Here is a 22,516-nt window from a genome sequence, read left to right as displayed (position 1 = left end):
ACAGAATGAGAAACACGATAAATCCTACTCGAAAAAAGTGTCATTGATGACAGTTTTCCCGAGTAGGGCATTCGCCATTATCTCTATATACCAAATTGTCATGAAAACAATTCAGCGAATCGTTATCAGCATTTCTTTCCTTTTCTCTTATTCCTTCTATCTCCTTATAAGTATCGTCCACGACTTGACGGGACACCCCGTTCAGTTTCTTCGCATGTTCCTGAACAATAGAACCTATTTCATGACAAATCCAAGCGGCGGCAATCAGTACCGCGAATACCATCAATATATTCTTTATCGGTTTGTAGCGCAGCAGATACCCCAAGAAAGCGAACAGGATATACGCGACGTATATACATATAGTGTTGAGAGTTCTGCCGAAATATTCTTTTTGATGGCGTTGCAGTTCGGTGGAGGTTTCCCATGCGGTGATGGCGTGTCGGTACAATTCCGTATGAGCTATGAACATCAGACTGTCTTCGCTGGCAGCGGGATGAGCGGCATATTGATAGGCAACGCCCATTGTTTCCAACTGATAGCTGTCATAGGCTTTCGATGCCAAAGTGTCCGGTAGCATTGAAAGCAGTAGTCCGCACGTGTCAATATCAGCTAAAAAAGATGTTTCAAGAGAATCTGTTTGGGCTATAAGTTTCGTTTTGGGCATTACCATAGGTATATTGTGCAATATTTCTTCCGGGTCGATGCTGAACTTGTCTGCCAACGATTGGGGATAAGTCTGTTTTATTTCTATTATTTTATCAACAGATGCAGCCATTGTTTGGGGACGTATAAACCAGTCATAGTAATAGGTCATCGCCGATAGAGGCAAAACAAGAACCAGACCGATTACCCAATTTCGGAGAAAGCCTGTCCATTTTTCATCGTTCATTGCCCAAAAACTCAAGAAAGTTGCGATGCTCAAACTGTATGGAATGAGGGCAGTAAATGCTGCCATCCCCAATTGCAAACAAAAGGCCAATGCCTCTGAGGTGGCTAAGTCATAAAATGTGCCCTTATCTACTTCCTTAATTACAAGTGCCGTGAAGCCACATACCAAAACGATGGCAAGAATGATAACAAAATATATACTAAGTTTCTTCAAATACTTCATATTCATTTTACTGATTAATGGTTTGGTGGAAAACACCCGTTCTGGGGTTATCTTCCTTTGTTACCAATGAATTTACTTTTATATACAATTCTTACTTTTGTTGTATTATTCATATATGTACGCTATTTAATGGTTTGGTGAGGAACAGCGTTAAGCTGTATTCTCGACCTTGTTATGAACACATTTCATTGTATATTAAGTTACTATTTTTAGACAATTCGGAATTTCTAAAGAAGGTTCAATAATATATATTGCTGCCTGATATAATTGACTCCACTTCTTTGTTATTTCTGAATCAAAAACATTTTCATGATTATTTGTTTTAGAATGATAAGCAGAATAGTCTGAATTAAAAACACTTATGTATCCTTCCTTTGAGACAGATACTAATCTATTTTTTATCAGACTTATATATATGTATGTCTCTTCGCTTGAATAGATTTTTTTGCATGTATTTTGGATAATATCTATTTCTAATATATCTCCACCGCTATATGGATAAAGTATCAAATGCTTATCAACAGGAAGAATATTTGCAAAAAATGAATTACCTAAAGGACTTCCAAATTCATCTTTTGGATAATCTTGATTCAGACACAATTCGTTTTCATACCGGAGAGTAATATAGTCATGTATTTGGATGTTTAGCGGAGGATAACCTCCGGCTATTATCAATTTATCATATAGAACCGTTGCTGTACTTGCTTCAAAAAGTACCACTAAATCTATTATTTTGTTATCAGCCAGACTAAAGATGAGCATTTCTCCAGAATCTTCACTATCAACCCATAAAACACAAATACGTTGGTTTATTGGATCGTAGATTATTTGTTTGATATTTACGGCATCCATAAGAGGATAATCACATATTTTTTTATTTGATGTAATATCCCACACATCTATTTTAGAATGATACTTTTCGATGCAAGAAAAATAATTTGTGTCACCAAGTATCAGCTTATCTTTATTAACCGCTATTGCCGTATAATGCGTATCTTCCTCAAAAAAAACAGATTGAAAAGTTTTAGTGATAATATTAAACTGAATAATATAATTATTTCCACCAACAAAATAGATAGTTGAACCACATACACAGGCATCAGATATAAACGGAAATGATTCAATCTCAAACAGCTCATATTGTTTGTTATTTAACCCAAACAATGTAAAAGTGTTGCTTTCCTCAAAAAGAAGCAATATATATTCATCATTAACAGTATATGATTTATATATAGTTCCGTCAATTTGTTTTTTATATAGTAAATGTATCATTTTATCTATTCTATAGCACTGTTCATAATGGTTTGGTGAGGAACAGCGTTAAGCAGTTATCTCGAACTTGTTAGCAATCTTTTCTTTCTGAATCAGACAATCTTGTTAGCCTACAATTCTGGTGGAAATCAGAAAGGTAGAACGAATATTGCGGATATTCGCGTAATACAGGCACGACCTTTTCTAAAAAGGCATTAACGTCATACAACAGAAAGTCCATATAGCAACAACAAGTTCCCATTGCGCCTCCCAGCAGAAGCCCCAGCCCTTCTGGATTCAGAATTTCTTTCGTAATCCTATCCTCCAATGCATACCGGAAGTCTAAAACTAATTTTCTTTGTTCAGCACTTATATTGTCATAAGGAAATGCAAGAAATACAGCTTGCGCTCCAAACCGATTGATTTTATCAAAGATAGTCGTGTCGTTTTCGTAATATTGGGAAATCAAATGGGAAAAACAGGTGCTGCCGATAGCCACATCATACCGTAACTCTTCATTTTCTTCCGGCTCCAATTGATAAGTAACAAAAACATCCTTGGGATTTTCAAACACTTCCTTGCCATGCTCTTTTAATGTTTGCGTGATATGCTTACGGAGTGTTGTAAGAGGAAACATGTCGCCTCTCAATTCATCAGCACGTTCAACATCTGAAATATATCTAAAAGCAAGACCTTCGCCTAACATTATTTCCATCATAATACAAAAAGTGCCATATCCTTGTTCTTCAGGCAAAGAGCATAAACCTTTTTCATAAAACGAAACAGCAAAATCATTTTGCTTGTCATCATAATTGGCATATACATAGACTTCCTCCATATTCACTTTAATCCCATGCATTCGGAACTCGAAAGAAGCATCCATTCCTGGATTATAAGGGAAGAAATGCCATTTGCCTTCCAGCGATTCCGGCATTCGGGATATTAAATAAGGATAGAGATAAAATAGGTGTTCATTATCTTCTATGGAAAAAGTAAATTCGTAATCGCCACCTATATTGAAATGAACGTCTTTTGCTATTAGGTCAGTACCTTGTTCTATAAATCCAACAACCACATCACTATCATATTCGTTACGTTTTTCGACCATTCTCGAAAGCTCTGCTTCATTCTGCAAAAACCATGACCAAAAAGCGTCAACTCTACTCTTAAATGGTATTTCTATATTGCATTGACGAATAAAATCAATCGTATCTTCATCTCCTGGTGTCAATTCATCGGCTTTTGTAAAATAAGACAATGCTTCCCTACTCCTGCCAAGATAATAGTGAGCATAACCCATTCGATAATTCCAGTTGGTATCCAACTCACCTGCTTCTCGAATTGATTCAAGCAATACTAATGCCTTTTCATACTCACCATTATAGTTGTAAGCTCGTGCCAATAATCCGATTTCTTCAAAATTCCTGTTTGCTGGAGAAATTCCTTCTAAGAAATCAATTACATTCTGGTGTTTATTGGCTTCTGTCCAACTATCAATTTGTTGTTTTAGTTCTATATCCATGATTATATCCTTTATTTGATTACTAATGGTTTGGTGAGAAACAGCGTTTAGCTGTTATCTCGACCTTGTTATAGACGATTTTATTAACTTAATTCCATTTCCAATATCGTATATACCTGACCTTTGGCATTGCGAATAAGTATGGAAATGAAATCAAAAGCATTACATTTTAGATACTCTTTGTTTACCCAGTCGCCATTGATTAGTTGTACTTGTTCGGTGGCTGGGTATTCATCATCAAAATCGGTATTACTGCATCCAAGAATGATAATTTCAAATTCAGTTTCAGCATCTTTATCTACGAACTGAATTTCATGAGATAATGGTAGTTCTCTCTTATCCTCTATTAGTAATGCTTCATATCCATTATACCTTTCATCGAAAAGAGTAATCTTTTCTCCTGAATTTACTGAATACGCATATATTGCCAAAGGGAAATTTTGCTTGTTTGCCATGTAATTATCAATTAATTCACCACAAAAATAAAGTCTGAATTTTGTTTCATGTTGTGGTGATATTAACCGACCTTTCCAATACACAGGATTATTAAACCATGAATCTTCTATCAACTCAGGAAAATAATCTTTGTGTATGATGAATGGTTTTAGATAATCCGGTATATATTCCATATATTTCTGTATTAAGTTGTCTGTAATGGCTAAGCGGGGAACGCTGTTAAGCGTTATCTCGCTTTGTTAGTCGTATATTTCAAATCACCATTTTTCTATCCATAATAGCTTTTTAGGTGAAGCTCCCAATTCCTTCAATAACTTCCGATACTGTTTGTTTTCTTTTCCTATGCGTAACAGAATATCTGGATCTTCTTGATAGCCATAGAATTTGTATGCACATAAAATATAATACAGTAGTTCTGCATCGGAAAGGTACTTTTGAAGACAGGAAATTTGATTTGGTGAAGCTATTTGTATAAAGGAAAATAGAAGATTGACTCTATTATCATCTTTCGCGCTAATAGCCTCTTTCCAAAGATTTTCTGCTATAAGTATATCCTGGTTTAGTTCTTCGGAAGATCTATGTATAGAGGGATAATCAAAAGGATTATTTTCAGGAGATAAAAACTCCAGCTGGGGAGGGAACAAATCAGATATTCTTTGGCTATCGACTGCTTTAAGGAATGTTTCAATATTTCTGAAAACAGGTATTGGGTATAATAGAAACTCGTGACAGACAAACATTATTTTTCCTCTCATTATGCCATCTGTGCAGATTCCGGCATAATTACTTTCTTCATCCTCCCATAAGATACAAATATTCCTCAATAGAGATTTATTCTCTGCATAAAAGGCATTAAATTCTTCTTGGGTTTCTACAGAACGCAAAGAGATACTTCTTTCTCCATGTTTATGTTTTTGGTCCCAATCATTGATTATTTGTATTTCTTCTGCCGTGAGAGCAGAGGAATCAATTTGAAGTGATTTGAAATAATCGTTCATATAATGTGTATTTTAAGTTACGACTAATGAGATGCAGCTTGCCGCCGTTAGGCAGCATAGGTGCTTGTTATCCAACTACGCAATTTGTTCTATTCGGCATTTCTGACATAAGGGATAAGAAGCAATGAATGGTTCTATTTTTTGTTTCATTTCAGCAAATGAAATCCCATAAAAATACAAAGCTGTCCATTCATTCCCTTCCCAATAACTATAAAAGCTACCTATGCTCTCCATAGCTGATTCCATCTGCTCCATGACATGATTAATGTCACAACTCTCATAAACTTCATCCGGCAATTCCGTTCCATTGCTGTAATAAGCCAATCCCTCCAAAGTTCCTACTTCTATCTTAAATTCAGGTGTCATACATAATAATGCTGAACCTTTGGGAATACCTATTTTATTAACAAGTTCTACCAAACGGTTTATGCTATCTTGCTTATCATCATTTAGGTGAATCTCTATATCACAGGAGATAATCTCTCCGGTTTGTGGATTTTGTAGCGTTCCTCCACCCATTACTTCTCCCAATTTTTCCTTTTCAAGAATTTCTTGAAGAGCGTCTTCCAAATCATGTCTGTGCATGGGTTGCAAACGTGAGTTCAAATTCAATGTTAGTTCCATATTTCTTATTATTTTATTTGTTGGATAATGGTTCAGCAGGGAACGGCTTGCCGTTATCCTGCGTTGTTAATGGTATATTTATATTTTCCCTTTACTATAAAAAGCCTCTAAAACAAAGAGAAACAACGAAAGGAAAATGTATAATATAAGTATCAATAGATTATTCTTATTAGGCTTTTCATTAAACTTCTCTATGACAGCTTTATACCTTCTTTTCCAGCAGAAACGAATACATAAAAGAATGAATATCAGCCCTAAAGACACATTATACATTGTTCGCGTTGGATAAGGCAATATTTTATATTGTTCCAATACTCCCCATATTGTGTGAATATTACAATTTAGAAATACAGCGAGAATTAACAAAGCTGCATAAACCGCTATTTCGGAATAAGAACTGTATTTCCATAGCCTATAAAATTTGAAAAATAAATAATCTATCATACTTAATTACCATTAATGGTTCAGCAGGGAACGGCTTGTCCGTTATCCTGCGTTGTTAGCATTATTTTTTTGTTGTTCCTTCCATTGCAAAAACAAATCTTCTACTTCTTTTGCACCTATTTCCTTTGCTAAAGCAAGAGGGGTGTTGCCGTTACTATCTTTTATATTAAGATCTGCATGATATTCTAAAAGCAATTTAACCAGTTCAATGTTATTATTGGCAATGGCTTCCATAATCGGATATACTTTATATGTATCGTATGGACTTTGGTAACCGTTTACGTCAATGCCATGCTCCAGCAATATACGGGCTAACTTCACATTAGACAATTTACAGGCGTATGTCAGGAGCGTCAGCCCGTATTCGTCACTATATAATCTGTTATTAATGTCCTTATACCTGGTAAGGGCATATTTCAGTACATCCTCTTTATCAAAGTAAATCGCCGTATAGAATATGTCAAACTCATAAAAATCGTTACCCATTGCCATAGGTTCATCTTTTCCAGCCAGCAACCGTTTTATGGTTGCCATATCATTGTCACGGCAGGCAACCCCCAACGGATAAAGTTGATAGGGTACATCCCGTATAGTATCTTGCCGCAATGGATTTGCTTTCACGCTATCAGAGCAACAAAAAAACGCTGCAAGAAAAAGTAATGTCCAATTTATTATCTTCATATTTACTTTTTTAAGTCGAACATTAATGCTAATGGTTAGAAAGGAGCATCGTCAGATGCTATCTTTCGTTGTTAGATACTAAATTTATGGTTTCAAGGACATTGCCCGATATAATATTTTGAACACCACTGAATATATCACTGCCATAATAATAAACAAGATTATCATAATCAGCCCACACTTGTTCTCGTTCATCTAACCATACAGTCAAATAACCGGGATGAATGTCTGCTAAATAGATAACCTTATTGACCTTTAACTTCACAGCCACTTTCTGCATAGCTTCCGGGCTGTATTTCTTTATTTTCTTGACATCAAAATAAAGAATATTAGATTGGTTCAGTTCTAATTTCATGTTATAGAATAGAGCAATCTTGCTTATAATACCGTCATTCAAAGGATAATCAAACTTTGAATAGGATTGTTTTAACTTATCAGCGTAACAATCCGACATCATTTGAAAGTTAAATTCATCCCAATGGTTATGAACAAGTATTTCCTTTATTGCAGTAGGTATATTCATATATAATTGTATCTAATGGCTAAGCGGGGAACGACGTTAGTCCGTTATCCCGGTTTGTTAGTAATATATTTTATCGCACTCGCTTCAAATCCCCGATAAATTGGAGTGCCGTTTCTATATACGGAATAGCTTTTAGAATTTTGATATTATCTATTGATTCTATACCACCCGATACCAATGCTGGGACATATCCGTAACATTCATCCAATGTAGGAACACCCTTTTCTGATTTTATCATAGGATATTTATTTAAGGAGAACCATGATTCCAAACAACTCTTGTTGAAAATTATCACATTCAATAGTATATCAACATTCTCGGATAAAATCTTGAATGTTCCGTATCTCACATTGATGAATACGACATAATCTCCTATCACGGGATTCTTAACATAAGCAAAAATATCTCCAAAAACAGTTGTCATAAATGGAGTTACAGTTTCATACTCATACAGGGGATAACTATCATCTACTATTGTCTGATATTTATCGGGGTCAATAATTCTGAACAATCCATCGCAAAACGTTCCAAGTCCAACTTCTTTCCAAAGTTCGATTATTTTTTCTGATACCGCATTAGCGTATTTTGCAATAAAAGTATCATCTACCGTTTGGCGAGTACTGTTTAGGCTCTTATCTAAAAACTTTTCGTACATATTGATTGTGCTATTTATTACTAATGGTTTAGCGGGGAACGCTGTCAAGCGTTATCACGCTTTGTTACCGATATTTTTTACTTATTTTGATTTATAAAATTTCGATGAAGAAATGAGATAAAGCTATTTACTCGCCTTCTCTGATAAACTATAATTACCATTGTTCATATTTTCTTCTACTTACTATTTTACCGTTTTTTATTTCCTCAAACCTTTCTTCAAGCAATGGGATAAAAACAACAGCATCAAAATCAAGAAAGCGTTCTTTATATTTCAAGATAACATCTTTGAAATATAGGAATATATCATCACAAAGTGCCTTTCTTGTTTCAATTTCGGACAAGTTATCATATTTGTCAATTGTGAGCATTTGGTCTATTATAAGTTTATCATCTTTTTTAAGGTATCTGTAAAATGATTTTAAGTTGCCACCTTCTATATTTTCAGAAAGGAAAAATCTAAGAATTGCGTCAATTGCAATATGACTATATTGGGGATCAAGAGTCGTTAGTTTAATTGAAATTGAATCTTGCCAATTTTCATCGTTTAAACCGTCTATAATATAGCTTAAAACCTTACGATTTATAAATGCTTTTTCGGGTGTTCTTCCTCCTTGTGATTGATACGTAATTCGTAAAAATAGTCCCATAATGAAATTAATTTATTTTGTTATTATCGGTAATGGTTCGGAAATAAGCACCGTTTAGGTGCTTCATTTCTTTGTTCAAGGCAGTTTTACCCACCATGCACTATTACATATTTATATAGAACTTCAATTTTTGACTGCTGTTTCCGGCAGAAAGGGGTGTGAAGTTCATTCCTGCACCCGGTTCGTTTTATTACAGCTCTTATCCGTATTTCATTCATTTTTTTGTTCTCCTTTCTTCTATTTTATGGGATTTTACTGTTTCTGTTCACGGCAGGGCATAGCTATCCCATATTGCTGTCATGCCGATTTTTCCCGGTGTATGTCGCAATGTTCCAATACAACCGTATATGTGATGCCGCCACTCGTTACCGTAGTGTGGCTGTAAACTCTCATCCGTCCGCAATGCTCGCAGAAATAAGGATTCTCGTATTCACTTTCTGCCTGTTGCACTCCGGCTTCCTCTATCTCGCTTTCATCCCGTCCGAAGTATTCTTCCGGCAGGTTACCTTTGTTGGAGTAGAAGCCGTAATACCTCACGATGCGGAAATAGCGCAGGGGAACGTGTTGCAGCAGCCGGGGAAAGAACTCACGGTAATGCAGCGTCAGTTCCTTTTCCACCGGGTTTCTCCTGTCGGGTGAGTTCTTATAATCACGGTATCGGAATGAAATGTTCTCGCCATCCATTGCCGTAATCTTGTACTCGCTCAAACATGCCCGCTTGGAATACCTGCCTACATACTGTATCACCTGCTCCGGCATCTGTATGGGCGGTTCCAGATGCACAATCCAGTCCTTTCTGTTCGCCACCCTTTTGATGAAGCCCATAAACTCCATGCGGTCGTGAAAGTCATGCTCCAGCCTGCCCGCATCGAACAGTCCTATCAGCGCATTCTCAAACTTGTAGCGGAACACCCTGCGGATAGAGGGGATATGCACGTAATCATGTTCGGGAACGGCTATTTTACCTTCGCTGTCAATGCCGCCCCACGACATAATCATGTGGGTGTGTACATGAAGCTGCTTTGTTTCCCCATAGGTGTGCAGCACGGCAATCACCCCGGTTTTCAAGCCGAACTTGTGCATCATCCAGTCTTTCAGCGTGTCTGCCGAAGTCCGCATCAGAATGTTCAGTATTTCTTTCTTGTTGCGCTTCACCAAGTCCAGCAGGATATGCGGCAAGGTCATCACAACATGGCGGTGCGGCACTCGCAGCAACTTTTCCTTCATGCGTGTCGCCCATTTCAGCGTATCACGCCAGCCACATGACGGGCAAAAACGGTTCTTGCAGCTATGACTGATTTCCCGCACCTCCCCGCAATCGGGGCAGACGTATGTGTCTATTCCCAAAGCGGCTGTACGGCACACACGGATAGCGTTCACCGCCTTGTACTGTTCGGGGGTGATGTACTCCGCAGGGTGCTGTGCGTACTCGTCCCACCAGCGGTTGAAAAAGTCCGCCAAGCGATATATGCTTTTCCGGGAACTACACCTTTCTATGTAATCTATCAAATCAATCATTCACTACCGTTATTATTTTTACATTTGTTTATTTGTTTGTAAGTTGCTGTATATTAGTTGTTTTAATTTGCCTTGAATGGTTCGGAAATAAGCACCGTTTAGGTGCTTCATTTCTTTGTTCAAGGCAGTTTTACCCACCATGCACTATTACATATTTATATAGAACTTCAATTTTTGACTGCTGTTTCCGGCAGAAAGGGGTGTGAAGTTCATTCCTGCACCCGGTTCGTTTTATTACAGCTCTTATCCGTATTTCATTCATTTTTTTGTTCTCCTTTCTTCTATTTTATGGGATTTTACTGTTTCTGTTCACGGCAGGGCATAGCTATCCCATATTGCTGTCATGCCGATTTTTCCCGGTGTATGTCGCAATGTTCCAATACAACCGTATATGTGATGCCGCCACTCGTTACCGTAGTGTGGCTGTAAACTCTCATCCGTCCGCAATGCTCGCAGAAATAAGGATTCTCGTATTCACTTTCTGCCTGTTGCACTCCGGCTTCCTCTATCTCGCTTTCATCCCGTCCGAAGTATTCTTCCGGCAGGTTACCTTTGTTGGAGTAGAAGCCGTAATACCTCACGATGCGGAAATAGCGCAGGGGAACGTGTTGCAGCAGCCGGGGAAAGAACTCACGGTAATGCAGCGTCAGTTCCTTTTCCACCGGGTTTCTCCTGTCGGGTGAGTTCTTATAATCACGGTATCGGAATGAAATGTTCTCGCCATCCATTGCCGTAATCTTGTACTCGCTCAAACATGCCCGCTTGGAATACCTGCCTACATACTGTATCACCTGCTCCGGCATCTGTATGGGCGGTTCCAGATGCACAATCCAGTCCTTTCTGTTCGCCACCCTTTTGATGAAGCCCATAAACTCCATGCGGTCGTGAAAGTCATGCTCCAGCCTGCCCGCATCGAACAGTCCTATCAGCGCATTCTCAAACTTGTAGCGGAACACCCTGCGGATAGAGGGGATATGCACGTAATCATGTTCGGGAACGGCTATTTTACCTTCGCTGTCAATGCCGCCCCACGACATAATCATGTGGGTGTGTACATGAAGCTGCTTTGTTTCCCCATAGGTGTGCAGCACGGCAATCACCCCGGTTTTCAAGCCGAACTTGTGCATCATCCAGTCTTTCAGCGTGTCTGCCGAAGTCCGCATCAGAATGTTCAGTATTTCTTTCTTGTTGCGCTTCACCAAGTCCAGCAGGATATGCGGCAAGGTCATCACAACATGGCGGTGCGGCACTCGCAGCAACTTTTCCTTCATGCGTGTCGCCCATTTCAGCGTATCACGCCAGCCACATGACGGGCAAAAACGGTTCTTGCAGCTATGACTGATTTCCCGCACCTCCCCGCAATCGGGGCAGACGTATGTGTCTATTCCCAAAGCGGCTGTACGGCACACACGGATAGCGTTCACCGCCTTGTACTGTTCGGGGGTGATGTACTCCGCAGGGTGCTGTGCGTACTCGTCCCACCAGCGGTTGAAAAAGTCCGCCAAGCGATATGTGCTTTTCCGGGAACTACACCTTCCTATGTAATCTATCAAATCAATCATTCACTACCGTTATTTTTTTTTACATTTGTTTATTTGTTTGTAAGTTGCTGTATATTAGTTGTTTTAATTTGCCTTGAATGTATTAATAAATGCACCCTTAGGTGTAGAATATTTCGATAACCGACACCCGGCAGGTGTGTTTCCTAATCTCTAATAGCCGCACCCTACGAATCATCCAGCGAATCAAGCGGATTTGGGATTTTAGCTTTGTGTGCATTCGATGTATGAAGATATATGGCTGTAGTCTTTATGTCGTTGTGTCCCAACAGTTCCTGTATCGTGTGCAAGTCTGTCCCTTGTTCCAAAAGGTGGGTGGCAAAGGAGTGGCGGAGCATGTGTACATGCACCCGGTGCTTGATGCCCGCACGTTGCGCGGCTTCTTTCAGCACTTTCACCAATGCGCTTGCCGAGTACGGCTGTCCGGGCGTTTCGCCCTCAAACAGCCATTTCTTCGGTCGGTATTCACGGAAGTACCGCCGCAGCTCTTCCAGCAGTTTGGGCGAAAGCAGCGAGTAGCGGCATTTCTTGCCCTTGCCCATGACGCGCACGGACATCGTTTCACTGTTGATATCTTTGGGTGTGAGGTTCAGCAGTTCGCTCCGCCGCAATCCGGCAGAGTAAACCAGAGAAATCATGCAGCGGTGCTTGATGTTGGACAGTTGGTCGAGGATACGCTTTATCTCGTTCCGGCTCAACACTTCCGGCAGTGTCTTGTACTCCTTGGCCCGTGTAATGCCGCCGTAGTATTGCCGTTTCCCGCCTTTCACCTGCTCGTAGTAGAACTTGATGGCGTTGATGCGCATATTCTGCTGTGAAACGGAAATTTTCTTTTCGTTTACAAGATAAAGAATGTACCTGTTGATGTCCGCCACTTTCAGGCGGTCGATGTTGCGCCCTTTGTGGTACTCCACGAAGTCGCTGAAATAAGCCCGGTAGGTCTTTATGGTGGATGGGCTGTAGCGTTTCTGTTCCAGCAGTTCCAGATAGCCTTCCGGCAGCGTGTATTCCCTCTTGGGTCTGGGATGCCGCACATATACCCGGCTGTAATCAATGTAGGCATGGGGAGAATAGCGGTCGTAGAAATCCGACAGCTTGAAAACAGCAGCCGCCATGCAAGCGGAATCCTTGCCGGTCATTTCCACGCCTGTATCCTGGGCGAGCAGCAGGGGGATTGCCCCGTTTCCTGCATACTCTATCCGGACATAATCCACACCATCCTTTTCTTCCTTGTGAAGAACGATGCTTCCTCTTTGCCTCTGAGCCTTGTCCATGTCGTCGAATTTTGCTTCATGTCCCCAAAGGTACGAAAAGAATCGAAGAAACAAACCAAACGGTTTGGAAAAGTAGCGAAAGAATTTTCGGGAGGGAGGAAAAGGATGCCGGAGGACATAAAAAAAGCCTGAACGGGTCAGGCTTTAATCAGCGAATAGATGAAACGGAGCTTGCGGGAGAGTTCCCCCGTGTCCAGCCCGGAGAGGAAAGCCTGCTCGAAGGACAAGCCGTAGAACACCTCGCGGAACATGGCGACGGTTTCCTCCGTGTCCACCTCCGCGCGGATTTCGCCCGCCGACTTCGCCCGCTCGATGATGTCGCGCCACAGCTTCCGGTCTTTCTCGAACAGGGCGGCGAACTTCGCCCCGGCATCGGGGTAATACTGCCGCACTTGCATCAGCAGGTGGAAGTAGTAGAAGTTGTAGCTGCATCCCTGCGGATTGTTCCCGTCATCCAGCAAGCCCACGATGCGGCGCATGGTCTTTTCCACGCTTTCCACATGGTGGTCGATGAACTCCAGCAGCGTGCCGCCTCGGAAGCTGAACTTGTTGTCGGGGTCTTGCGTGGCGAAGATGTATTTGTCCACCACCGCCACGAACAGGTCTTGCTTGAAGGAGTAGTAATAAATCAGCCCCCACTTGGACAGCCCGCAGGCTTTGGCGATAGTCACCAGACTTGCCTTCTCGTAGTTCATCTTGGCGAACACCCGCAAGGCGTTCTCCAGCACTTCTTCCCGGTTTGTTATCATAAGCGTAAGGGGTTTATGTTTTTAGCCCACGAAGGTAGGAAAATATTGTGTTTATGGCAAGCATTATACCACTATTTCCATAAGCAACAGATAGAAAGTCGCGAACTGGACAATCAGGGAAACGACATAGATGCCGTAGTAGAGCAGATACTTTTTCTCCTTCTCGAACTTGGCGAAATACTTCTCGTATTTGTCGTTCTTGAATAAGAATATTTCATTGATATAATATCCGCATATTCCGAAGACTATGAGCAATGGATAAAAAATGATGCCGTTTTCCAAAATAATACGCACTAATTGTACCCTTAGTATTTTGGTGCAGGCAAGGCAGACAAGACTGAATATCCAACAGATGATGATGAATGGGGTGATAAGTGCCCTACTGCTGTAAGGAAGATAGATGCCTTTATCCATTCTGGCTTCTTCTGTTTTCTTACCAATCGAAACTAACCATTTTATGTAGCGGTTGTCCCATTTCAAGAGGCTTAGCCAATACAAAGGGTTTAGCATCCTCCAACAAAGGATGAACAGCAGCTTATAAGTGCAGTAATAATTGATATTGTAATATTTCTCCAATAACTTTAGCATGATTTTGATGGCTAAGTGGGGAACGGCTTGCCGTTGTCCCGGTTTGTTAGAAATATATTTTATCGTACCCGCTTCAAATCCCCGATAAATTGGAGTACAGTTTCTACATACGGAATAGCTTTTAGAATTTTGATATTATCTATTGCTTCTATGCCACCAGATGCTAATGCTGGAACATATCCGTAACATTCATCTAATGAAGGAACACCTTTTTCGGATTTTATCATAGAATATTTATTTAAGGAGAACCATGATTCCAAACAACTCTTGTTAAAGATTACCACATTTAATAGTATATCAACATTCTCGGATAGAATCTTAAATGTTCCATATCTCACATTGATAAATACGACATAATCTCCTATCACGGGATTCTTAACATAAGCAAAAAAATCTCCAAAAACGGTTGTCATAAATGGAGTGGCAATTTCATATTCATACAGAGGATAGCTATCATCTACTATTGTTTGATATTTATCAGGCTCAATAATTCTGAACAATCCATCGCAAAATATTCCAAGTCCAACTTCTTTCCAAAGTTCGATTATTTTAGTCGATACGACATTGGCATATTTAGCAATAAAGGCATCATCTACTGCTTGCTTCGTGCTATTAAGGCTCTTTTCTAAAAACTTTTCGTACATATTTGTGCGCTTTATGGTTGATAATGTATTGACAACAATCCCTGTCAGGCATCGGACATTCCACTAACCCGCGCCATACGGGGCATATATCCTAACCTTCATGCCCCCAAAGGTACGAAAAGAATCGGAGAAACAAACCGAACGGTTTGGAAAAGTCGCGAAAGAGTTGGCAGAAGGGGAAGAAAGGCTGTAGGCATCCTGCCATTTCCCCCGCCAACCACCATAGCCACCAGCCTTGAAACTGGCGAAAAAGGAAATGCCGCTTTCTCTTTTTCGCCGGGCACATACTTTGCTGCCGATGGAAACAGGTTTAAGCCAGTTTGGATGTATATACAAAAGGACGGACTAAACTTACGGGAATATGTGCTATCAGTTCCCATCCGCGAATAAAGAATCAGGAATCTTCCCTATATACTCATTAGTTTTGGGTACTTCCGCATCTTCATATTCAGAGGATAGCTCATGTGCGAAGCCTTGTGATAGAGCTTTTCCCTCAATGAATTTCAATACTTTGGAGTTCTTGATATTTATATCAGATTCGGGAACATGCTCAAGGTCTCCATATTGGGCATAATAGTAGTCCGGGCTCATGAGCCAATAAACCATTCTTGCGGTACGTATATCACAACATGGGTTGCTTAAACATTGCATAACAGTCCAGTTTCCATTATCATAGTTGTAACCATCCAATAGATAATGCAATTCTTCCGAATGTTGGATTGATGCTATTTGGCTTGATATTTCGTTGGCAAATTCTTCCAATCCTATTTTTCGTTGGCGGGAATATGCTTTGAAAAATTCTTCCTCCTCACAACCTTCCATATTCTTATCAAATCTGGATTGAGGCATTGAATAGTAATAAGTATCTCCGGCACATTCCGCCCATACTTTCAAAATATTCAACTCCTGCTTACGCTGCTCGCTTACATTTTCATACATAGCTCTATTATTTTTATTATTGATAATGTTTATTACCTGTAATCCCCCGCCAACTCACTTTTCCGAGTTGCCCAACTCGTTTCCGTGAGTTGCCCGACTCACCGAGCTGAGTTGCCCAACTCAGAACTTTGAGTTGCCCAACTCACGATTTCAAGTTGCCCGACTCACGGAAACGGGTCGGGCAACCTGTCGGAACGGGATGCGCGGCTCAGCCCAAGGGGTTTTCGGTTTCGTCCTCATTGTCCTGCACGATGGGACCTTCTTCCTCCCCGCCGCCGGAAGCCGTGCCGCCTTCCACGATTTTGTCCAGCCACACGAAGTCCGCCTTCTGCATGGCGGCTTTCATCTCGTCGGCGGGCTGGAAGTTGATGTTCACCCGCTTCACGTTGTGGGCGGTGAGGTCTTCCTTGCGCTCCGCGCCCTCGGTGTTGAGGGTGATGTTGAACGTACCCCAGTCGCCCAGCTTCACGCTCTTACCGTCCAGCAGCAGGCGTTGCACCACCTTGCGCAACTGGCGTATCGCCATCGCCGCCTCCATCGGGTTGAGGGTCGTCTCGTCGGCTATCAGCATAGCCACTTCGTTTTCGTCCACCATTTTGGTGGTGTACTGAACGGGATACCATTTCTTAGGTTCATCCGGTTCTGATGGGTTGATGCGTTGTACCGCTTTCAAAAAAATGCTCATTGTCGTTTGTTTTTTAAGGGTTTATAATGATTTGGTGAGGAACAGTGTTAAGCTGTCGGCTCGACCTTGTTAGTAGCGTCATTCCATTTTATACATTTTTTTCTCCCAACCTTTTAATTCTTGAAGAACAGGTTTGGGATTTTGCAATATCTGATTAAGAAATTCTATAAAGTTAGGTGCTAATACTTCCGTTTCAGGTGTTTCATAATCAAAGAGCACGATTTCCCCTTCTTTATTCTCATTGTCTGTCAATTTAAGAGCTACCACACCATAATCAGAATATCGACCTATCGCAAAATACCCTTTGTCAAGAATTTCTTTTTGCAGTTCCTTATTATTTTCAATTAAGATTTTATTCCATGAATGAATGGGTTTTGGATATAGACAAACATCTAAATCCCAAAATATTTCATAAAAGTGTTTGTATTTCAGGTAAGTCTTATATGAAAGCGGAAGAATGATATTCAAAGAACTCTCTAATTTAGAAATATCCTCGTCTGATATTTGATTATCTATCGCTTTCCATACATGGTCTTTTTCTGTAATAATGTCCACCATATAATTTGTATGTTCCGGTTGAGTAACATATATCTTAACTGATTTTCCTTGAAGTATGGCATTATCCAGCGAATCCTGCATCTCTGGTTCTATTGGTTCTTCATAAGAAGAAACATACATAAGGTATTCTCTATGTTCTTGCACAAAGCCCAAACACTCATCTACATATTTCTTTACTACCTTTTCCATACTATTTTTTTTGTTTTTAATTCGCTACTAATGGCTGGACGGGGAAGGGCGTAAGTCCGTTATCCCGGCTTGTTATCAATAGTTGTGAAGTATTCTATCCTAAGAAATCTTCAAGAAAACTATTAAAGCTATCCCATTTTTTATAAAATGTATTATTGTTCAGACACTCAATATTTCCGTCCGGCAAAAGTACGACTGAATCATCTGCAAGGTTATATAGTAGATAATCCTCGTACTCAAAATCAAACAAAGAGATATATTCATCAGGTACTCCTTCATTTTGTCGCAAAGAATATGTTACACTATTATCTGTATCGGACAAATCTTCCGGTACATTTATCATGTAGCCGAGACTGCCGTCAATATCTCCACCATATTCAGACATAAATACATAAAAGTCGGAGTCTTTTCTAATACCGTGTCTATCTAAAATCTCTTTGTATTTTGCTTGATTTTCCGGGAGCAACTTTGGTTCGTTCTTCAACGAATCTATAACTTTCTGTGATAACATAATTTTATTCTTTAATTAGTTTTCTACTTTATTGATAATGTATTGATAACAACACCTGTCAGGCATCGGACATTCCACTAACCCACGCCATGCAGGGCGTATATCCTGACCTCCATGCCCCCAAAGGTACGAAAAGAATCGAAGAAACAAACCGAATGGTTTGGAAAAGTCGCAAAAGAATTTTCAAGAGGGAGGAAAAGGATGCCGGAGGGCATAAAAAAAGCCTGAACTGGTCAGGCTTTAATGAGTGAATAGATGAAACGGAGCTTGCGGGAGAGTTCCCCCGTGTCCAGACCGGAGAGGAAAGCCTGCTCGAAAGACAAGCCGTAGAATACCTCGCGGAACATGGCGACGGTTTCCTCCGTGTCCACCTCCGCGCGGATTTCGCCCGACGACTTCGCCCGCTCGATGAGGTCGCGCCACAGCTTCCGGTCTTTCTCGAACAGGGCGGCGAACTTCGCCCCGGCATCGGGGTAATACTGCCGCACTTGCATCAGCAGGTGGAAGTAGTAGAAGTTGTAGCTGCATCCCTGCGGATTGTTCCCGTCATCCAGCAAGCCCACGATGCGGCGCATGGTCTTTTCCACGCTTTCCACATGGTGGTCGATGAACTCCAGCAGCGTGCCGCCTCGGAAGCTGAACTTGTTGTCGGGGTCTTGCGTGGCGAAGATGTATTTGTCCACCACCGCCACGAACAGGTCTTGCTTGAAGGAGTAGTAATAAATCAGCCCCCACTTGGACAGCCCGCAGGCTTTGGCGATAGTCACCAGACTTGCCTTCTCGTAGTTCATCTTGGCGAACACCCGCAAGGCGTTCTCCAGCACTTCTTCCCGGTTTGTTATCATAAGCGTAAGGGGTTTATGTTTTTAGCCTACGAAGGTAGGGAAAACTTGCGTTCGCGGCAAGCAAAAAAATGATTATATGAAATTCAGCCAATACTTGTACTTAATCATATAATAAAGCAATATGCCCCAAAGAGGATAAATCACCCAAGACATGATACAGGAGAACCTTTGACTGCCAAACAGCAATGGCTTTTCCCGCATTATTTCAATTCCCTTTTTCTTTTTGATGTAATACCTGCTCATAAAACGGTACATGATGTAATAGATTAAAATGAAAAAAATAAACGGCAAATCATAATCGAAGTTCTCTTTGACCAATGGATAAATAAACACTATTGCAGGTAAAAATAATAGTCCGCAAAATAGCATCACAGTTCTTTCATGCGGGTTTTCCAACCGAAATTTGTCCCGGTTGAATATGAAGAATTGATAATACATCGCATCGAAGAAGAATTTTATCAGTCTGATTGCTTTCATGCTTGCTTTACATTATGGAAAAAAACGATATATTATCGTCTAACGCCCATATCGTCCTTACTATCTTTTGCCAATGAATCATTTGTTCCAATTTATAATATCCGGCAACTAATCGCTATTGGGGTGATTAAGCCGTTTGCTATCGGCATATAGTTTCATAGCATAAGAAATAATCATTACCACCGCAAGATAAGTCATGATGATTGCACCAACAATCCAACAAAAGTAGAAGTTGTTTTCATCAGACGGTATCATATTTCCTGTTAGCGCCCCTGTGCGTTCATATTCCGCTTCGTAGGTGCCAAGTGTCGGCAGTGCGCTAAACCATAATAGGCTCCAAAGGTTAAAAACAGCTTGCAGCAGAAGAGCGGACAACCGACACAACGTATTGCGTATCGCTATATCATACAATATATAAATGGGACAAATGCCAATTAGTGCCATCATGCTTACCAAAGGTCTGCGGTCGTCATGGGCAATCCATTCTCCCCCTTGCATTTCTATCGCATAATATTCAAAGTATAGAATGACAGCGAAAAGCAAGAAGTATATCGTGAACTTTATAGCATTGGCTTTTCTCATTGAATTGGTATTTCAAGTTGGCAATCTTAATCCACCGCCTAAAGATACGGAAAAATAACGGAGGGGCAGACCGCAGGGCAGGAAAATTTTGCGAATTATCTATTCCGGTTGGTCAAATACCCGCAAATGGATAGGTACATTCCATAAATTACAATAGACAATCCCATATAGACAAATGCCACCTTTTTTACAAAGCTACACGGTAAATCATTCTTGTTTCAGGAAATCAAGGTCGAAAAAGTAGTCCTTTTTATTTCGGGGATTGACATAAATGATTCCGCTTTTATGCAAGGCAAGAAAAACGCCTAAACTGCACTTGTCCATCAGGATGGGTTCGCTGAAAAACTGCGTCCGTTTCCCCTTGTAATCCAAAGTTGCTTTTACGATGCAATAGCAGCGTTCATAAGAAAGCGGTTCATGCATCCGGTCTGGATTCATAAGTGCTTCGCTGGCATTCATTTCCTGACTGCGCCATGATTGGTAGGGCAAATCCGGTTCATCCAGTGAAGCAGGCGCATGTAAACGTGTTTTTAATGAATAAGCGGGAATGTCCATCCGGGTATAATGGACGGTTCGTTTGTTTTCGGAAATTTTGCAACTGTTCAAATCCACTTCCAGCGCAACGCCTTTGGAACGAAGCCATTCCTTGTGTTTCTTTTTGTTGTCCTCTTCCCGCCTTTGGCTTCTCCGCATATTCCAGTATATAATGGCAAACGGAATCACCGCAAGGCTTCCGGTCACCAACATATAGCCGTATTTCCCCATGTCCAAGAATATATAGGTTTGAATTATCAACAGAAACTCTATGGCTATTCCGATGTAGGAAAGGCATCCAAAAATATTGCTTTTAATGTTCATGGTCGTCTCTTGCTGTTAATGGTAAATTACCCTCCGGTATTCAGCAAACCGTCAGGCACATATCTAATCTCACTGCCCAAAGGTACGAAAAGAATCGGAGAAACAAACCGAACGGTTGGATATTTTTTCAAAAGAAGCGGGCGGACACTTCGCGCCACAGCATAGCCACTTGCCTCCCGTCCGCTTATTTCCCATTGCCCGGCAAGGCTGCCCGTTTACTTTCGTGCCGCAATTAACTTATTGTTTCACGATTTAATTCATTTGTATATGGACAACCTCAAGGACATGAAAGACGAAGTGCTGGTAGTAACCAACGCTTCCGACGGCAACAAGCCCCATGTGGTGGAGCGCGTCGAACAGGACGGCTCATTGAAGACCCAGCCGCTGGCAAAGGCCAAACCCGACGGCGATTTCCTGAAAATCGACCGCAGCGAATCCATCCTCGAAGCCTTTTTCTCCAATTTCAAACGGCAGTTTGACAACCCGTCCGACTTCCGTTTCTACCACATCCCGGCGGAACTGCTCGCTGCCGCCAAGGATATGGCGGACTTGTTCCGCAAGCCGGAAGAGAACGCGGCCATAATTGACGGGTACAGGTTAGACCCGGAACAGCACGTACAGAAACAGGACTTGCGGCAGGCTCCCGCCACCGAAGAACCCGCCTCGCAGCAATCCACGAAGTGGAGCATGGAGCAGGTGGACTGGCAGCAGCTCGCACGCATGGGCATCACGCCCGAATCGTTGGGCGAAATCGGTACGGCACGCCTGCTCAACGGGCATGAATCTGCCGTACTGGACATCAAGACCAGTTTCGAGGGCATCAGCCTCGAAACGCCTGCCTGCATCCGGCTGGTGGAATCGCCCGACGGGAAACCCGTGCTCAATATCGAGTGCTGCAGGCAACGCCCGGAACTGGGCGAATACATGGGCACTGAACTTCCTCAGGAGGTGCAGGACAGCTTGCTCAAAACACACAATGCCGGACGTCCTATCGACATCCGCCAGCCCGATGGCACGGTAGAAACCTGCCTTCTTTCCTTCAACCCCAAGACCAACCGCCTGCACCACCTTCCCATTCAGGATATGAAGCAGGTGCGCGAAATCAACGGGGTCGCGCTGACCGAAGACCAGGGACTACGGCTGATGAACGGCGAGTCCGTACTGGTCGAGGGCATGTGGTCTGAGCGAAGGCAGAAACATTACGACGCACGCCTCCAGTACAACGTCTGCAAGGGCGGCTTCGACTATGACTTCCGGGGGCTGAACCGCAAGGTGGAGCAGGGGCAGAGCCAGAGCGGACAGCGCGAAATCATCATCCCGCAGAAGCTGAAAGGGGTGGAACTGAGCCAGGAACAGAAAGATGCGTTGAAAGCAGGCAAGGCGGCGTATGTCAAGGGCATGTCCGACGGTGGCGGGGGCACGTTCAATGCCTACGTGCGCCCCAACTACGAGAAGATGAAGTTCGACTTCTTCCGCTGGAATCCCGACAAGAGCAAGAAGCAGTCGCAGGGACAGACTGGCGGGCAGCCGAAACAATCCGCGCAGACGGCGTCCCAGAACCGCCGTATCCGGAAGTCGGAGAAAAAGGGAGTCGGTGCATCACTCTAATTACTTACCTATAATATA

24 protein-coding genes are annotated in these 22,516 nt (G+C 41.7%); 1 reads left to right on the top strand and 23 read right to left on the bottom strand.

Features of this window, described 5'->3' with window-relative positions:
• Nucleotides 1-40 precede the first annotated feature (40 nt).
• From H9625_RS02685 to H9625_RS02575, 23 genes are all read right to left on the bottom strand, one after another.
• A complete protein-coding gene (locus tag H9625_RS02685; RefSeq protein ID WP_225226216.1) occupies nucleotides 41-1,111 on the bottom strand; it encodes a hypothetical protein in 1,071 nt (356 codons plus the stop codon).
• A gap of 195 nt (nucleotides 1,112-1,306) precedes the next feature.
• Complete coding sequence (locus H9625_RS02680; RefSeq protein ID WP_191762931.1) at nucleotides 1,307-2,383, bottom strand: hypothetical protein; 1,077 nt, start codon at nucleotides 2,381-2,383, stop codon at nucleotides 1,307-1,309.
• A 70-nt stretch (nucleotides 2,384-2,453) separates the two neighbouring features.
• Entirely contained in the window at nucleotides 2,454-3,884 is a 1,431-nt protein-coding gene (locus H9625_RS02675; protein ID WP_087397893.1) for a tetratricopeptide repeat protein, read from the bottom strand.
• 83 nt (nucleotides 3,885-3,967) lie between these two features.
• Entirely contained in the window at nucleotides 3,968-4,513 is a 546-nt protein-coding gene (locus H9625_RS02670) for a hypothetical protein (RefSeq protein WP_191762930.1), read from the bottom strand.
• Between the two features lie 84 nt (nucleotides 4,514-4,597).
• Nucleotides 4,598-5,338 carry a hypothetical protein gene (locus tag H9625_RS02665; protein WP_191762929.1) on the bottom strand — a complete coding sequence of 247 codons (741 nt, stop codon included), beginning with the start codon at nucleotides 5,336-5,338 and terminating at the stop codon, nucleotides 4,598-4,600.
• Between the two features lie 75 nt (nucleotides 5,339-5,413).
• Nucleotides 5,414-5,962: a hypothetical protein gene (locus H9625_RS02660; protein WP_191762928.1), complete on the bottom strand. Its 549-nt coding sequence runs from the start codon at nucleotides 5,960-5,962 to the stop codon at nucleotides 5,414-5,416.
• Nucleotides 5,963-6,448: 486 nt separating this feature from the next.
• On the bottom strand, nucleotides 6,449-7,087 hold the full coding sequence (locus H9625_RS02655) for an ankyrin repeat domain-containing protein (protein WP_191762927.1): 639 nt from the start codon (nucleotides 7,085-7,087) through the stop codon (nucleotides 6,449-6,451).
• Nucleotides 7,088-7,145: 58 nt separating this feature from the next.
• On the bottom strand, nucleotides 7,146-7,610 hold the full coding sequence (locus H9625_RS02650) for a hypothetical protein (RefSeq protein ID WP_041584086.1): 465 nt from the start codon (nucleotides 7,608-7,610) through the stop codon (nucleotides 7,146-7,148).
• 70 nt (nucleotides 7,611-7,680) lie between these two features.
• Nucleotides 7,681-8,265 carry a GAD-like domain-containing protein gene (locus tag H9625_RS02645; protein WP_191762926.1) on the bottom strand — a complete coding sequence of 195 codons (585 nt, stop codon included), beginning with the start codon at nucleotides 8,263-8,265 and terminating at the stop codon, nucleotides 7,681-7,683.
• A gap of 154 nt (nucleotides 8,266-8,419) precedes the next feature.
• Complete coding sequence (locus H9625_RS02640) at nucleotides 8,420-8,914, bottom strand: hypothetical protein (protein WP_191762925.1); 495 nt, start codon at nucleotides 8,912-8,914, stop codon at nucleotides 8,420-8,422.
• Between the two features lie 297 nt (nucleotides 8,915-9,211).
• On the bottom strand, nucleotides 9,212-10,432 hold the full coding sequence (locus H9625_RS02635) for an IS91 family transposase (RefSeq protein WP_191762924.1): 1,221 nt from the start codon (nucleotides 10,430-10,432) through the stop codon (nucleotides 9,212-9,214).
• A 341-nt stretch (nucleotides 10,433-10,773) separates the two neighbouring features.
• Nucleotides 10,774-11,994 carry an IS91 family transposase gene (locus tag H9625_RS02630; protein ID WP_191762923.1) on the bottom strand — a complete coding sequence of 407 codons (1,221 nt, stop codon included), beginning with the start codon at nucleotides 11,992-11,994 and terminating at the stop codon, nucleotides 10,774-10,776.
• A 164-nt stretch (nucleotides 11,995-12,158) separates the two neighbouring features.
• On the bottom strand, nucleotides 12,159-13,265 hold the full coding sequence (locus tag H9625_RS02625; protein ID WP_191762922.1) for a tyrosine-type recombinase/integrase: 1,107 nt from the start codon (nucleotides 13,263-13,265) through the stop codon (nucleotides 12,159-12,161).
• Between the two features lie 137 nt (nucleotides 13,266-13,402).
• Nucleotides 13,403-14,014 carry a TetR/AcrR family transcriptional regulator gene (locus H9625_RS02620; RefSeq protein ID WP_191762921.1) on the bottom strand — a complete coding sequence of 204 codons (612 nt, stop codon included), beginning with the start codon at nucleotides 14,012-14,014 and terminating at the stop codon, nucleotides 13,403-13,405.
• A 63-nt stretch (nucleotides 14,015-14,077) separates the two neighbouring features.
• Nucleotides 14,078-14,602 carry a hypothetical protein gene (locus tag H9625_RS02615; protein ID WP_191762920.1) on the bottom strand — a complete coding sequence of 175 codons (525 nt, stop codon included), beginning with the start codon at nucleotides 14,600-14,602 and terminating at the stop codon, nucleotides 14,078-14,080.
• A 59-nt stretch (nucleotides 14,603-14,661) separates the two neighbouring features.
• Complete coding sequence (locus H9625_RS02610) at nucleotides 14,662-15,246, bottom strand: T6SS immunity protein Tdi1 domain-containing protein (RefSeq protein ID WP_191762919.1); 585 nt, start codon at nucleotides 15,244-15,246, stop codon at nucleotides 14,662-14,664.
• Nucleotides 15,247-15,615: 369 nt separating this feature from the next.
• Nucleotides 15,616-16,185 carry a DUF4274 domain-containing protein gene (locus H9625_RS02605; protein ID WP_191762918.1) on the bottom strand — a complete coding sequence of 190 codons (570 nt, stop codon included), beginning with the start codon at nucleotides 16,183-16,185 and terminating at the stop codon, nucleotides 15,616-15,618.
• 208 nt (nucleotides 16,186-16,393) lie between these two features.
• A complete protein-coding gene (locus tag H9625_RS02600; RefSeq protein WP_191762917.1) occupies nucleotides 16,394-16,870 on the bottom strand; it encodes an HU family DNA-binding protein in 477 nt (158 codons plus the stop codon).
• Nucleotides 16,871-16,948: 78 nt separating this feature from the next.
• Nucleotides 16,949-17,617: an SMI1/KNR4 family protein gene (locus H9625_RS02595; RefSeq protein ID WP_191762916.1), complete on the bottom strand. Its 669-nt coding sequence runs from the start codon at nucleotides 17,615-17,617 to the stop codon at nucleotides 16,949-16,951.
• A 94-nt stretch (nucleotides 17,618-17,711) separates the two neighbouring features.
• Complete coding sequence (locus H9625_RS02590; protein ID WP_191762915.1) at nucleotides 17,712-18,128, bottom strand: hypothetical protein; 417 nt, start codon at nucleotides 18,126-18,128, stop codon at nucleotides 17,712-17,714.
• Nucleotides 18,129-18,361: 233 nt separating this feature from the next.
• Nucleotides 18,362-18,973, bottom strand: coding sequence for a TetR/AcrR family transcriptional regulator (locus tag H9625_RS02585; RefSeq protein ID WP_191762914.1), 612 nt, complete (start codon nucleotides 18,971-18,973; stop codon nucleotides 18,362-18,364).
• A gap of 585 nt (nucleotides 18,974-19,558) precedes the next feature.
• Entirely contained in the window at nucleotides 19,559-20,032 is a 474-nt protein-coding gene (locus H9625_RS02580; protein ID WP_191762913.1) for a hypothetical protein, read from the bottom strand.
• Nucleotides 20,033-20,239: 207 nt separating this feature from the next.
• Nucleotides 20,240-20,890, bottom strand: a complete 651-nt coding sequence (locus H9625_RS02575) for a hypothetical protein (RefSeq protein ID WP_191762912.1) — start codon at nucleotides 20,888-20,890, stop codon at nucleotides 20,240-20,242.
• A gap of 267 nt (nucleotides 20,891-21,157) precedes the next feature.
• Here H9625_RS02575 and H9625_RS02570 point away from each other — a divergent pair, with 267 nt between their 5' ends.
• The gene (locus H9625_RS02570) at nucleotides 21,158-22,498 is read left to right on the top strand and encodes a DUF3945 domain-containing protein (protein WP_191762911.1); all 1,341 of its coding nucleotides are present in this window, start codon (nucleotides 21,158-21,160) and stop codon (nucleotides 22,496-22,498) included.
• The last annotated feature ends 18 nt before the right edge of the window (nucleotides 22,499-22,516 follow it).

The sequence above is a fragment of the Phocaeicola intestinalis genome (assembly GCF_014837065.1).
Taxonomy (GTDB): Bacteria; Bacteroidota; Bacteroidia; order Bacteroidales; family Bacteroidaceae; genus Phocaeicola; species Phocaeicola intestinalis.
This window is presented reverse-complemented; position numbering and strand designations above follow the sequence as displayed.

Coding starts and splice junctions, on each gene's coding strand:
- H9625_RS02680 (WP_191762931.1), bottom strand. CDS start 2,383: ATGATACATTTACTATATAAAAAACAAATTGACGGAACTATATATAAA.
- H9625_RS02675 (WP_087397893.1), bottom strand. CDS start 3,884: ATGGATATAGAACTAAAACAACAAATTGATAGTTGGACAGAAGCCAAT.
- H9625_RS02670 (WP_191762930.1), bottom strand. CDS start 4,513: ATGGAATATATACCGGATTATCTAAAACCATTCATCATACACAAAGAT.
- H9625_RS02685 (WP_225226216.1), bottom strand. CDS start 1,111: ATGAAGTATTTGAAGAAACTTAGTATATATTTTGTTATCATTCTTGCC.
- H9625_RS02665 (WP_191762929.1), bottom strand. CDS start 5,338: ATGAACGATTATTTCAAATCACTTCAAATTGATTCCTCTGCTCTCACG.
- H9625_RS02630 (WP_191762923.1), bottom strand. CDS start 11,994: ATGATTGATTTGATAGATTACATAGGAAGGTGTAGTTCCCGGAAAAGC.
- H9625_RS02605 (WP_191762918.1), bottom strand. CDS start 16,185: ATGTATGAAAATGTAAGCGAGCAGCGTAAGCAGGAGTTGAATATTTTG.
- H9625_RS02620 (WP_191762921.1), bottom strand. CDS start 14,014: ATGATAACAAACCGGGAAGAAGTGCTGGAGAACGCCTTGCGGGTGTTC.
- H9625_RS02645 (WP_191762926.1), bottom strand. CDS start 8,265: ATGTACGAAAAGTTTTTAGATAAGAGCCTAAACAGTACTCGCCAAACG.
- H9625_RS02610 (WP_191762919.1), bottom strand. CDS start 15,246: ATGTACGAAAAGTTTTTAGAAAAGAGCCTTAATAGCACGAAGCAAGCA.
- H9625_RS02640 (WP_191762925.1), bottom strand. CDS start 8,914: ATGGGACTATTTTTACGAATTACGTATCAATCACAAGGAGGAAGAACA.
- H9625_RS02570 (WP_191762911.1), top strand. CDS start 21,158: ATGGACAACCTCAAGGACATGAAAGACGAAGTGCTGGTAGTAACCAAC.
- H9625_RS02585 (WP_191762914.1), bottom strand. CDS start 18,973: ATGATAACAAACCGGGAAGAAGTGCTGGAGAACGCCTTGCGGGTGTTC.
- H9625_RS02595 (WP_191762916.1), bottom strand. CDS start 17,617: ATGGAAAAGGTAGTAAAGAAATATGTAGATGAGTGTTTGGGCTTTGTG.
- H9625_RS02660 (WP_191762928.1), bottom strand. CDS start 5,962: ATGGAACTAACATTGAATTTGAACTCACGTTTGCAACCCATGCACAGA.
- H9625_RS02615 (WP_191762920.1), bottom strand. CDS start 14,602: ATGCTAAAGTTATTGGAGAAATATTACAATATCAATTATTACTGCACT.
- H9625_RS02650 (WP_041584086.1), bottom strand. CDS start 7,610: ATGAATATACCTACTGCAATAAAGGAAATACTTGTTCATAACCATTGG.
- H9625_RS02655 (WP_191762927.1), bottom strand. CDS start 7,087: ATGAAGATAATAAATTGGACATTACTTTTTCTTGCAGCGTTTTTTTGT.
- H9625_RS02575 (WP_191762912.1), bottom strand. CDS start 20,890: ATGAACATTAAAAGCAATATTTTTGGATGCCTTTCCTACATCGGAATA.
- H9625_RS02600 (WP_191762917.1), bottom strand. CDS start 16,870: ATGAGCATTTTTTTGAAAGCGGTACAACGCATCAACCCATCAGAACCG.
- H9625_RS02580 (WP_191762913.1), bottom strand. CDS start 20,032: ATGAGAAAAGCCAATGCTATAAAGTTCACGATATACTTCTTGCTTTTC.
- H9625_RS02625 (WP_191762922.1), bottom strand. CDS start 13,265: ATGGACAAGGCTCAGAGGCAAAGAGGAAGCATCGTTCTTCACAAGGAA.
- H9625_RS02635 (WP_191762924.1), bottom strand. CDS start 10,432: ATGATTGATTTGATAGATTACATAGAAAGGTGTAGTTCCCGGAAAAGC.
- H9625_RS02590 (WP_191762915.1), bottom strand. CDS start 18,128: ATGTTATCACAGAAAGTTATAGATTCGTTGAAGAACGAACCAAAGTTG.